At 62.7% G+C, this 12,205-nt stretch carries 8 protein-coding genes; 6 read left to right on the forward strand and 2 right to left on the reverse strand.

Translation table 11 applies throughout. From position 1 onward, the window contains the following. Positions 1-325: 325 nt before the first annotated feature. Both JQ604_RS03565 and JQ604_RS03570 read left to right on the forward strand, forming a co-directional pair. Positions 326-3,517, forward strand: a complete 3,192-nt coding sequence (locus tag JQ604_RS03565; protein ID WP_212353084.1) for an efflux RND transporter permease subunit — start codon at positions 326-328, stop codon at positions 3,515-3,517. Continuing rightward, positions 3,514-4,782, forward strand: coding sequence for an efflux RND transporter periplasmic adaptor subunit (locus JQ604_RS03570; protein ID WP_212353087.1), 1,269 nt, complete (start codon positions 3,514-3,516; stop codon positions 4,780-4,782). Before JQ604_RS03565 ends, JQ604_RS03570 begins: the two co-directional genes overlap by 4 nt. Before the next feature lie 176 nt (positions 4,783-4,958). Here the strand turns inward: JQ604_RS03570 and JQ604_RS03575 are convergent, their stop codons facing one another. After that, the gene (locus tag JQ604_RS03575) at positions 4,959-6,119 is read right to left on the reverse strand and encodes an MFS transporter (protein WP_349631045.1); all 1,161 of its coding nucleotides are present in this window, start codon (positions 6,117-6,119) and stop codon (positions 4,959-4,961) included. Positions 6,120-6,398: 279 nt separating this feature from the next. Beyond that, positions 6,399-7,355 carry a LysR family transcriptional regulator gene (locus JQ604_RS03580; RefSeq protein ID WP_212353091.1) on the reverse strand — a complete coding sequence of 319 codons (957 nt, stop codon included), beginning with the start codon at positions 7,353-7,355 and terminating at the stop codon, positions 6,399-6,401. Between the two features lie 473 nt (positions 7,356-7,828). Between JQ604_RS03580 and JQ604_RS03585 the strand changes: the two genes are divergently transcribed. From JQ604_RS03585 to JQ604_RS03600, 4 genes are all read left to right on the forward strand, one after another. Next, on the forward strand, positions 7,829-8,395 hold the full coding sequence (locus JQ604_RS03585) for an NADPH-dependent FMN reductase (protein WP_212353093.1): 567 nt from the start codon (positions 7,829-7,831) through the stop codon (positions 8,393-8,395). 52 nt (positions 8,396-8,447) lie between these two features. Next, positions 8,448-9,635, forward strand: a complete 1,188-nt coding sequence (locus tag JQ604_RS03590) for an acyl-CoA dehydrogenase (RefSeq protein ID WP_212353871.1) — start codon at positions 8,448-8,450, stop codon at positions 9,633-9,635. A 4-nt stretch (positions 9,636-9,639) separates the two neighbouring features. Beyond that, positions 9,640-10,881: a CaiB/BaiF CoA transferase family protein gene (locus JQ604_RS03595; protein ID WP_212353096.1), complete on the forward strand. Its 1,242-nt coding sequence runs from the start codon at positions 9,640-9,642 to the stop codon at positions 10,879-10,881. A gap of 210 nt (positions 10,882-11,091) precedes the next feature. Then, positions 11,092-12,144 (forward strand): LacI family DNA-binding transcriptional regulator, encoded by a 1,053-nt coding sequence (locus tag JQ604_RS03600; RefSeq protein WP_212353106.1) that lies wholly within the window; start codon positions 11,092-11,094, stop codon positions 12,142-12,144. Positions 12,145-12,205: the final 61 nt, after the last annotated feature.

Raw genomic sequence — 12,205 nt, forward strand, 5'->3', positions numbered from 1 at the left:
CCTGGTCGCGCCATTCAATTCCGTCTCTTGATCGCGGACGTTGCGAGAGCAGCGCGACGAGAGCAAGAGGGCATCGGTCTTTCGATGCGGCGCGGCCGCATCTTCGGCGCCCTCCAAAAGAAAACTCACGGAAACGCAACAGGCAGGTCTCGCGGAGCGATCCGCGTAACGGTCTCGACCGGAGTCGGGATAGTCGTGCCGTCGTGCCTTTGGGCATGCGCCACAGCTTCCCACCCGTGACCGCTGCGCCTGGAAGCTTGTTTTATCAGTGATGGCAGAACGCCCGGCTGGTCTTACCAACCAAACTCGCGGGCGCGGAGTGTCCATGGGGATTGTTCGTTTTGCGCTGAGATTTCCGCACACGTTCTATGTAGTCGCGGCGCTGGTCCTGTTTCTGGGCGTGGTCAGCGTGCGGCAAATGCCGACGGATATCTTTCCGGAGATCAACATTCCGGTGGTGACGGTGATCTGGAGCTACACCGGCCTGAGCACGCCCGAGATGGAGCAGCGCGTCACCACCTACAGCCAGTATTCGATCTCTTCCAACGTCAACGGCATCAAGAACATCGAGGCGCAGACGCTGGCCGGCCTGTCGGTGCAGAAGATCTACTTCCAGCCCGACGTCAATCTCGACCTCGCCATCTCGCAGATCGTCTCGGCGACCAATTCGATCCGCGCGCTGATGCCGCCCGGCATCCAGCCACCCGTCGTGGTGCAGTTCAACGCCTCGAGCGTCCCCGTGCTGCAGATCAGCCTGAGCTCGGATACTTTGAGCGAACAACAGCTCTACGACTACGGCATCTACCGCATCCGCCAGCAACTCGCGCCAATCGCCGGGATCACGCTGCCGACGCCGGCCGGCGGCAAGTACCGACAGATCATGGTGGACGTCGATCCCGACAAGCTGACCGCCAAGGGACTGACGCCACTCGACGTGGTCAACGCCGTCAATGCGCAGAACCTGACCTTGCCGGCCGGCACCGCCAAGTTCGGAAGCACCCAATATGTCGTCCGCACCAACGCGACGCCGGGCTCGATCGACGATCTCAACAATATCCCGATCAAGGTGGTGAACGGGGCAACCATCTTCGTGAAGGACGTCGGTCAAGTGCATGACGGCTGGCTGGTGCAGCAGAACGTCGTGCGCGAGAACGGGCGGCGCTCGGTGCTGCTCTCCATCATCAAGAACGGCAATGCCTCGACCTTGAGCGTGGTCAATGCCGTGCACAAGGCGCTGCAGGCGGCGCGCGCCGCTGCGCCTCCCGGCATGGAGATCAACGAGCTGTTCGACCAGTCGGTGTTCGTGAAGGACTCTGTCGAGGGTGTGCTGCGCGAAGGCGCGATCGCGGCCGCGCTGACCGCGCTGATGATCCTCTTGTTCCTGGGCTCGTGGCGGTCGACCGTCGTGGTCATGGTCTCGATCCCGCTGTCGATCCTGGCCTCGCTGATCGTGCTCTATTTCATGGGGGAGACGCTGAACACCATGACGCTTGGCGGCCTCGCGCTCGCGGTGGGCATCCTGGTCGACGACTCGACCGTCACGCTCGAGAACACCCACCGCCTGCTCACCGAAGAAGGCCTGCCGCTGCCGCAGGCGACGTTGCACGGCGCGGCGGGGATCGCGGTGCCAACGCTGGTCTCGACGCTCGCGATCTCCTGCGTGTTCACCTCAGTCGTGTTCCTGGAGGGGCCGGCAAAATACCTGTTCACGCCACTCGGGCTTGCGGTGGTGTTCGCCATGCTCGCCTCCTATGGCTTCTCCCGGACGCTGACGCCGATCATCATCGGCCTGCTGCTCAAGGGCGAGCATCACGGCCCGTCCGACGGCTCGCCGAAAGGTTTCTTCGCGCGCTTCCATGCCGGTTTCGAGCGCGGCTTCGAGGCGATGCGGCATTCCTATTCGCGCTCGCTGCGGGAGCTCCTGACTCATCCCTTCATCCTGCCGGCTGGCATGGTGGCGGTGCTGGCGCTCGGCATCGTGCTCTATCCGATGGTCGGTCGCGAGTTCTTCCCGGTCATCGACGGCGGCCAGATCCAGCTCCATGTCCGCGCCCCCGCCGGCAGCCGGATCGAGAACACCGAGCGCGTCTTCCAGGACGTCGAGAACAAGATCCGCGAGGTCATCCCCGACAGCGAGCGAGAGCTCGTCGTCGACAATATCGGCCTGCCGGCGCGGTCCTATAACCTCGCCTTCAGCGACGGCTCGACCATCGGCGTCAATGACGGCGCGATACTGATCTCGTTGAAGGAGGGCCACCGGCCTACGCCGGAATATGTGCGCAAGCTGCGCGAGGTGCTGCCGGCGTCATTCCCTGGCGTGACCTTCTACTTCCAGGCCGCCGATATCGTCACGCAGATCCTCAATTTCGGCCTGCCGGCGCAGATCGACGTCCGCACCGTCGGCTACGACCGCGCCAACAATCTGCGTGCCGCAAGGGAGTTGCGCGGGCGCATTGCTGCGATCGCCGGCGTAGCGGACGCGCATCTGCAGCAGGAGGTTGACGCGCCGGCGTTCCTTGCCGACATTGACCGGAGCCGCGCAGCGCAGCTCGGGCTCAATGCCAGCACCATTGCAACCAACGTCAACGTGTCCCTGAGCTCGTCGGAGCAGGTGACACCGAACTTCTGGACCGATCCGAAATCCGGTATTCCCTACTTTCTCGCGGTGCAGACGCCGGAGAGCAAGATTGCGTCCCTCAACGACCTTGCCAACACGCCGATCTCAACGTCGCTGGCGTCAGCGCAGACCGATACGTCGATCCCGGGGCTGCTCAGCAATGTCGCGACCTTCAGGCGCGCGAGCATTCCGACCAATTCCAATCAGGCCAACGTGCAGCCGGTCTATGAGGTCTATGCCAGCGTGCAAGGCCGCGATCTCGGCGGCGTGGCCGGCGAGATCAGCAGGATCGTCGCCGACGTGCAGAAGGAGCTGAAGCCCGGCAACACCATCCAGGTGATCGGGCAGATCCAGAGCATGGACGCTGCCTTCGTCGATCTCGGCATCGGGCTCCTGTTCGCCGCCGTGTTCGTCTACATGCTGATGGTCGTGAACTACCAGAATTTCGGCGATCCCTTCGTCGTCATTCTGGCGTTGCCGGCCACGCTATGCGGCATCGTGACCATGCTCTTCATCACCGGAACGACGCTGAACGTGCCCTCGCTGATGGGGGCAATCATGGCGGTCGGAGTCGCCTCCGCGAACTCCATCCTGCTGGTGACGTTTGCGCGCGAGCAGCAGCTCGCCGGCAAGAGCGCGTTCGAGGCGGCGATCGACGCCGGTCACACCCGCATCCGGCCAGTCCTGATGACGGCGGCCGCCATGATCGTCGGCATGATCCCGATGGCGATCGGCGGCGCCGGCGAGGAGCAGAATGCCGCGCTCGCGCGTGCCGTCATCGGCGGGCTGTTGTTTGCGACGCCAACGACATTGCTGGTCGTGCCCTACCTCTTCGCCATGCTGCGCAAGGGCAATGACGGCAAGAAACATCACGGAGTATTTGAGGAGGTGCTGGAATGAACTACAACGGTCCCATCAACACCGGAGCGGCCACCGAGACAGACCGCGTCAACGACACACCGGCGCCTGTCGTGCAAAAAAGGGGGCGTCGAGGGCGGCTGATGCTGCTCGGCGTCGTGGTGGTTTTCACCGGTTCGCTGACATCGGGTGCCTGGAACCATCTGACGCAATATCGCCTCACCGCGGTTGCAGCCGAAGCTGAACGCAATCTCGTTCCGCAGGTCCGCCTCGCGGCCGTCGCAGCGAGCGGCGAGACCCAGGTGGTGCGGCTGCCCGCAACCACGTCGGCGTTTGCCAGTGCCAACATCTTTGCCCGCGCCTCCGGCTATGTCGGCAAGCGGGAGGTCGATATCGGCGACCGCGTCAAGGCTGGGCAACTTCTGGCGGAGATCGTCGCGCCGGAGCTCGACCACCAGATCGCGCAGGCCGAAGCCACGCTCGCGCAGCTCAAATTCGCGCTGCAGCAGGCCGAGGCCAACCGCGAGCTGGCCAAGGTAACTTGGGACCGCGACCGGCCGCTGGTCGACAAGGGCTGGGTCACCGGGCAGCAAGGCACGATCGACCAGCAGAACTTGAAGGCGCAGGAGGCCGCCGTCCAGGTCGCGCAGGCCAACGTAACGGCCGAGGAGGCGCAGGTGCAGGTGCTGCATCAGCAGAAGGTCTATCAGCAGGTGGTCGCGCCGTTCGACGGCGTCATCACCCAGCGCAATATCGATGTCGGCAGCCTGGTGCAGGCGGACGCGACCTCCGGAACCTTCATGTTCAACCTGATGCAGGGCAACGTCATCCGCACCCAGGTGTTCGTGCCGCAAGACCAGGCTTTTGGCCTCGAGCCGGGCATCGAGGCCGTGGTGCACGTGCCTGAAATTCCCGACCGCAGCTTCCCCGGAAAGGTGACGCGGATAGCAGATGCGATCCAGCCGGGCTCTCGCACGCTTTTGGCGGAGATCGATATCCCCAACCCGGACGGCGCACTGAAGCCGGGCATCTACTGCACCATCGAGCTGCACATCCCGCGCAAGTCACCGAGCTTCCAGATCTCCGCCGACGCCATCATCTTCAATGAAGGCGGCACGCAGGTTGCCGTGGTCGAGAACGGCGTGGTGCATCTGCGCAAGGTCAATGTGGTGCGCGACTTCGGGCAAAGGGTCGACATCGATCGCGGCGTCAAGGCGGGCGATGAGGTGATCCTCAATCCCCCGGTCGATCTCGCCGAGGGCAGCAAGGTCAAGCCTCGTCGACCGACCGCGCAGCAGATGTCGTGAGCGACGAGGGTGTAATCGCCTGGCGAAGAGGTGGCGATCCCGATCTTCAGACCCCTGTCCAGCCTGGAGTTCGCATCCTGTTCACTGAAGGACAGGTCCGCCATGAAAGGATATCGCGACGAAGGCGCGATATCCTTTCAGCAAGATTCATGAAAACGTACGCCGAATGTGATGCTTCAAGAGGAGCCGCTCGGAAGGCCGGGCTTGTCCATGGCGACCGCGACACCGAAGATGATCAGTCCGCCCAGGGCCAGGACGGCTCCGGCAAGTCCCGTAGAGGCGACGCCGAAACCTGCTGCAATCGCTGCGCCGCCGAGAGCGGCGCCGATTGCATTGGCGAGATTGATCGCGCAACCGTTCAACATGGCGCCAAGCGATTGGGCCTGGCCGGCAACGTCAATGAGGCGGATCTGGAGTGCAGGCACGAGGGCGATGCTGACCAAGCCCGCCACGAAGATATTGGCGAGAAGAGCCAGGAGATTGTGCAGGCTGAAGTAAACCAGTGCATAGGTTGCGACGTTGAGAAGCAGCAGCCCGCCAAGGGCTTGCATGACCCCACGATCGGCCATCCAGGCGCCGACAAAGTTGCCAAAGAACATGCCTACGCCTATCACGCAAAGGGCCAGCGGTAGCGTGGAGGGCTGGGCGTGGGTCACTTCGGCCAGCGCTGGCGCCAGATAAGTGTAGGCCGAAAAGAGGCCTCCGAGCCCGACAGCGCCCATGCCCAGCGTCAGCCACACCTGCAGCCTGGTTAGTGCGCCGAGTTCGCGCCGCGCACTGGCGTCGCGCGCCGCCGGCAATTCAGGAAGGGTTGCGCGGCATAATCCGCCGGCGATCAGGCCCAGCATCGCAAGCCCGATGTAAGTCGCCTGCCAACCGAGCTTCTCCCCAATCCAGCTTCCGAGAGGCGCGCCGATCAGATTGGCGAGGCTGATACCCATCATCACGCGCGCCATAGCCTGTGCGCGTTTGCCGGGATGAGCCATATGGGCGGCCACCAGCACGGCAACGCCGAAGTAGGCACCGTGTGGCAAGCCTGACACAAAGCGGGCGGCCACGAGGGAGCCATAGTGACCGGCGAGTGCCGTCGCAAGGTTACCGAGAATAAAGAAGCCCAAGAGACTTACCAGCAATGTGCGGCGTGACGCCTTCGCGGCGATGGCAGCAATCGACGGCACGCCGACGACGACCCCGATCGCATAAGCGCTGACGAATTCACCTGCCTCCGGAATGCTCGCGTGGGTCTGGCGGGCCATTTCGGGAAGCAACCCCATCGATGCGAATTCTGAGGTTCCGAGGGCGAACGCCCCCAGAATGAGGGCAAATTCCGCCGCCACTCCCCTCCAAAACCGAGGTGCGCGCGAACTCGTCCGATCTATTGATGTGCTTGAAGTCATCTCTGCTCCGCTGAGTTAGACTCACCGGTCTAGCCACAAAGCGGAGAGCGAGTGAATTGCGAGTAACGGAATGGACCTTTCGCAGTCTCTGAACAATCACCAAAAAACGGTTCGTTCATTCACGGCATACGATCATCGGCGCCGCCTGCTTGATAGGCACATCCAAGAAGATTGCCGGCTAGCCCTATGTCGGTCATGGCGATGCGCTGACGGCAAAGACTATGCGGTCGACGGCGACTGGGCGTCCCGTCCGGAACGCTCAATGGCGTCCCACCTTGCCGGCAGCTTGTTCTCTCGCATGAATGACAAGAATGCATCCAGCGGCGCGGGATTTTGTCGTCGGCTGGGATAGAACAGATAGATTCCGGTGATCGGCGAGCACCAGTCAGCGAGTATCGGTACCATCGTTCCGCGTTGCACTTGCTCGTGCACTAAAACTCTGGGCAGCAGGCCAATGCCTGCTCCGTGCTCGACTGCCGTTGCGAGAACCCGAAGGTCATTCGCAACGAAGTGCATGCCTATCGCTGGCGCCGCTTTCTGATCTTGACGGTGCAGAATCCATGGTCGGATCGTGCCATCGTAGGACGAACGCAGCCGTACGCAGCGATGGTTGCAAAGGTCCTCGGGCGCCTGTGGCGTCCTGCGCTGTGCCACGTATTGGGGGGAGGCAAACAGAAATTCCCCGAACGGTCCGACCAAACGCTGCGTGATCATGTCCTTTTCGATTCTGTCGCCCAATTGAACGCCGGCGTCGATCCGATTCGAGACGAGATCGAGGTGAAGATCGTCCACAAGCATTTCAAGCTCGATATCCGGATACGTGGCCATGAACTGCCCAATCAACGGTCCCACAATCAATGTTGCAGCTGTTCGGGACACGACAATGCGCAAACGCCCTCCAGGACTTTTTCGGAATCGGGTCAAGCCATCGAGTGCCGTTTCCAACCCCTGAAAGACCGGCCCGAGCTCGGCGAGTAGCTGATTGCCTGCCTCCGTCAGCGAAACGCTCTTCGTCGTTCGCGCCAGAAGTCTCACGCCAAGCTTTTCCTCCAGGCCCTTCAAGGTCTGGCTAATGCTAGCCAGGGAGACATTGAGGGCGGCCGCCGCGCGCGTAAAGTTCAACTGGCGCGCCACCTCCGCGAACATGGCGAGTTCGCGGAATTCTGGTCGTTGCATGTCTCGATCCTCCATGTGCACCGGAGGGTGTCACATGGTCGCCGTTCGTGAACAAGTGCGTGGCCGCTCACCAACACGGCATCGGGGGCGTTCGATGGATCGGAAGTCGAGAACGCGCGCATGCTTGCCGCCAGCTCCAAATTGAACGGGCTCGGTGGTCTCGGCATGCCAACGCGATACCACAGGCACGTCGGTACAGATCGACGGCGCGCGCTCCGCGGATTTGGACAGCAGAGCGGTCAAATCGGACGTCAACAGAGTCAGAGTGGCTGCTATTCCCGGACGCGCTGCGATGACTGCATCGTTCTGGCGGGGGATCGTTCGCTTTCCGTCGGAGGTGGGCTTGACAGGTTTCTCTTGGGAATATAATGCAAACGTTAGCATAAGAAAATTGCTGCGTATTTTGGCATTTGAGCCATCAAAGAACAAACGTTAGCGCAAATCGCAGCAGAGCCAAAGCAGAGCCGTACCACATGAGCCAAAGCGTCCTCGTCCTCGTCGGAAGTGCACGTAAGACTTCCATCAATCTCAAGCTCGCAAGGGCGCTGGTCCGTTTGGCCCCGCAAGGACTGCAGTTCGATTTTGCCGCACTCCACGACCTGCCGCTCTTCAATCAGGATCACGAGCAAGACATGCCATCGGAAGTGCTGCGGGTGCGGCGGCAGATCGAGGCGGCGCGCGGGTTGCTGTTCGTGACGCCGGAGCACAACCGCTCCATCCCGTCCCTGCTGAAGAACGTCATTGATTGGGCCTCGCGTCCATATGGCAGGAGCCTGTGGTCGAGAAAGCCGGCCGCCATTGCGGGAGCCTCGGTCGGAGCGATCGGTACCGCGGTTGCGCAGGCGCATCTGCGTTCAATGCTCGGCTATCTCGACGTTCCGACCCTTGGCCAGCCCGAGGTCTGCCTCCGAGTCACCGAAGGGCTGATCAGCGACGAAGGCGAGATCGAGAACGAAGGTACGCGAGCCTTCCTGCAGTCGTTCATGGCCAAATACGCCGAATGGGTCGCCGGGTTTGAGAGAAGCCGCCTGGCAAGCTGATGGCAATCGGAAGGCTTGCAATTGGCAACGATACGGGGATGGCAGAGAAAAGATGATCACTGCTTCGCATAAGCCGGCATTTCAATGGGACGATCCGCTTCTGCTCAATGCCCAGTTGACGGAAGATGAGCGGGCGGTCTGCGATTCCGCGCGCGCCTACAGCCAGAAGCAGTTGCGTGCGCGCATGCCCGAGGCCTTCCGAGCGGAACAAACCGACCCCGCGATCTTTCGCGAGATGGGGGAGTTGGGCCTGCTCGGCGTGACAATCCCGGAGGCCTATGGCGGGGCCGGCTTGAACTATGTCTGTTACGGCCTGGTCGCCCGCGAGGTCGAACGGGTGGATTCGGGGTATCGCTCGATGATGAGCGTGCAAAGCTCGCTCGTCATGGTGCCGATCAGCGAATTCGGGACAGAGGTGCAGAAGCAGAAGTATCTTCCGAAACTCTCGAGCGGCGAACTGATCGGCTGCTTCGGCCTGACGGAGCCAAATCATGGCTCGGATCCGGGAAGCATGGCGACGCGCGCCCGGAAAGTCGCCGGCGGCTATTCGATCTCCGGATCGAAGATGTGGATCACCAACAGCCCCATCGCGGACGTCTTTGTCGTCTGGGCCAAGGATGACGCGGGCGATATCAGAGGTTTCGTGCTCGAGAAAGGCTGGAAGGGGCTGTCGGCGCCGGCGATCCACGGCAAGGTCGGTTTGCGCAGCAGCGTCACCGGCGAGATCGTCTTGGACCAGGTTTTCTGTCCGGAGGAGAACGCGTTCCCCGAGGTTCGCGGCCTCAAAGGGCCGTTCACCTGCCTGAACAGCGCGCGCTACGGCATCGCGTGGGGCGCGCTCGGGGCTGCCGAGGACTGCTACGTGACGGCGCGCCAGTACGTGATGGATCGAAAGCAGTTCGGAAAGCCGCTTGCCGCCAATCAACTGATCCAGAAGAAGCTGGCCGACATGCTCGCCGAAATCTCGCTCGGGATTCAAGGCTGCCTTCGCCTTGGGCGCATGAAGGACGAGGGAATCGCGGCAGTGGAAATCACCAGCATCATGAAGCGCAATTCCTGCGGCAAGGCGCTCGAGATCGCGCGCGCCGCGCGCGACATGCTCGGCGGCAATGGCATCAGCGATGAGTTCGGCGTTGCGCGCCATCTGGTGAATCTGGAGGTGGTGAACACCTACGAAGGAACCCATGATGTGCACGCCCTCATCCTGGGGCGCGCCATCACCGGCATTGCGGCGTTCTAGTCCGATGACCGCGGCCTCCAACAATTCGGGAGCGCTGGCCCGCCTGCGGGTGCTTGATCTGTCGCGCGTGCTCGCCGGGCCATGGTCAGGGCAGCTGCTGGCAGATCTGGGAGCCGACGTCGTCAAGATCGAGCGGCCGGAGAGCGGTGACGACACGCGGTCATGGGGGCCGCCCTGGCTCAGGGATGTCGAGGGCCAGGAGACGTCGGAAGCCGCCTACTATCTTTGCGCCAACCGCAACAAGAGATCCGTCACCGCCGATCTCAATCACCCGGATGGCCGACGCATCGTGCAGCGGCTTGCTGCCGGTGCGGACGTCGTCATCGAAAACTTCAAGGTCGACGGGCTGCGGCAATATGGTTTGGACTATGAAAGCCTGAAGCGCGATAATCAGCGGCTGATCTATTGCTCGATCACCGGCTTCGGCCAGACCGGGCCCTACGCGGCGCGGCCTGGCTACGATTTCCTGATCCAGGGCATGGGCGGATTGATGGACCTGACCGGCTTGCCCGACGGTGCCAACGGAGGCGGTCCGGTGAAAGTCGGCGTGGCATTGGTCGATGTCATGACCGGTCTCTATGCCACGGTTGCGATCCTGTCGGCGTTGGCGCACCGCGAGCGCAGCGGCCACGGCCAGCACATCGATCTGGCCCTGCTCGATGTCCAGGTCGCGACCCTTGCCAACCAGGCGTCGAATTTTCTGGTCGGCGGCCAGCGGCCGCAGCGTCTCGGCAACGCCCATCCGAACATCGTGCCCTATCAGGATTTTCCGACCGCGGACGGCCACATGATCATCGCGGTCGGCAACGATCGCCAGTTCGTCAAGCTGTGTGCCGTGCTGGATCGGCCCGCATGGTCCGCCGACGCCCGCTTCGCAGCCAATCCCCAACGCGTTGCCAACCGCGACGTGCTGGTGGAATTGATGCGCGGCGTCACCGTGACGCGGATGACCGATGCCTGGGTGTCGGCGATGGACGCTGCCGGCGTGCCGTGCGGTCCGATCAACAGCGTCGAGCGCGTGTTCGAGAATCCGCAGGTCCGGTCCCGCGGCACGCGCATCGAAATGGATCACCCGCTGGGAGGCGTCGTGCCGCTGGTCGCCAATCCGATTCGCCTGTCGGCGACGCCGGTCGCGTATCGGTTCGCTCCGCCGGTGCTCGGGCAGCATACCGAGGACGTGCTGCAATCATGGCTCGGCGTCGATTCGTCGGAACTCGCCGCGCTTCGCGCGAGCCGCGCGGTGTAGCACGGGCGTTGGTCAACCGGCTTGGGAGGGCTGGATACGATGCTGTCGTTAGTGTTGGACGCTCCTGCCATATCGCGATCCGGATCGCATTCGAGCCCAATATCTCGTGCAAACGTTGTGCGATTGCGCCGGGCTGACGTCGCGCCTATGCTATCGTCATCACGCGGCATCTTCCGTGCCCTTCGCCTGAAAGAGACGTTCGGCAAGCTCATGGTCACCATCAAGGACATCGCAGCCCGCTTGCAAGTGTCGCCGTCGACGGTCGGGCGCGCGCTGGCGGATGACCCCCGCATCAGCAGTTCGATGAAGCAGAAGGTCAACGACGTCGCAAACGAGATCGGCTACGTCGCCAACCGGGCCGCGCGCATCATGCGCGGCGTCTCCAGCAACCTCGTCGGTCTGGTCGTTCCGGATATCCGCAACAGCTTCTATGCGACGATCGCGCACGCGCTGTCGAAATGTCTGGAGGAGGCGGGCTACCAATTGACGCTTTCGGAGACCGACGATGACCGGATGACCGAGCTGCGTCACATTCGCGAACTGACCAGCGCGAATGTCGCCGGCGTCATCATCGTGCCCAGCGCCAAGCCGCATCCGGATACGGTCCGTCTCTTGAAGGCCATTCCGCACATCCAGCTGCTGCGAAAGATCTCCGGCCTGGGAGAGCAGTGGTTCGGAATGGACGATACGGCGGCGATGCATGAGGCAACGAGGCACCTTGTTCAATTGGGGCATCGCCGCATCGGCTATGTCGGTGGCCTCGCCGAGCTGCCGACCGGCGCCGCGCGACTGCATGGATATCGCAGTGCGATTGGCAATCCGTCCGCGAAGAATGACGGTCTGGTGGAGCTCGGGCCGCCATCCTCGATGGAGTTTGGCAGAGAAGCGTTGCGCCGGCTGCTGGCCCTGCCCAAGCCGCCCTCGGCCGTCGTCATCGGCTCCGTTCAGATCACCCAAGGTGTTCTCGAAGAGCTGCATTTGAGGGGCGTGTCGGTGCCCCGGCAACTTTCCGTCGTCGGCTTCGGAGATGAACTCGGTTTTCGCTGGTGGGGCCCGGGCCTGACCACGATCAGCCTGCCGGTATCGGAGCTGGCGACGGCAAGCGGGCTCTGGTTCGTCCATCAGATCAAGCAGAAATCGGTGAACGCCGCCCCATACAGCTCCATCTCGCCACCGACGCTGATCGTGCGGGGCAGCACCGCTGAATTTTCGCGTGCGCCGGCTGGCCGCGCCGCGAAGGGAATGCCCGCATCCGCGGACTGATGAATCCGGCGGGACGTGAGCCTGCTTGCACTGCCAATATAGCGATGGGTTTTCGACCATG

It is taken from the genome of Bradyrhizobium jicamae (genome assembly GCF_018130695.1).
GTDB lineage: Bacteria > Pseudomonadota > Alphaproteobacteria > Rhizobiales > Xanthobacteraceae > Bradyrhizobium > Bradyrhizobium jicamae_B.

What these genes read in the sequence shown, in the direction of transcription:
- JQ604_RS03565 (WP_212353084.1), top strand. Translation starts at nt 326, where the DNA reads ATGGGGATTGTTCGTTTTGCGCTGAGATTTCCGCACACGTTCTATGTA.
- JQ604_RS03570 (WP_212353087.1), top strand. Translation starts at nt 3,514, where the DNA reads ATGAACTACAACGGTCCCATCAACACCGGAGCGGCCACCGAGACAGAC.
- JQ604_RS03580 (WP_212353091.1), bottom strand. Translation starts at nt 7,355, where the DNA reads ATGCAACGACCAGAATTCCGCGAACTCGCCATGTTCGCGGAGGTGGCG.
- JQ604_RS03585 (WP_212353093.1), top strand. Translation starts at nt 7,829, where the DNA reads ATGAGCCAAAGCGTCCTCGTCCTCGTCGGAAGTGCACGTAAGACTTCC.
- JQ604_RS03590 (WP_212353871.1), top strand. Translation starts at nt 8,448, where the DNA reads ATGATCACTGCTTCGCATAAGCCGGCATTTCAATGGGACGATCCGCTT.
- JQ604_RS03595 (WP_212353096.1), top strand. Translation starts at nt 9,640, where the DNA reads ATGACCGCGGCCTCCAACAATTCGGGAGCGCTGGCCCGCCTGCGGGTG.
- JQ604_RS03600 (WP_212353106.1), top strand. Translation starts at nt 11,092, where the DNA reads ATGGTCACCATCAAGGACATCGCAGCCCGCTTGCAAGTGTCGCCGTCG.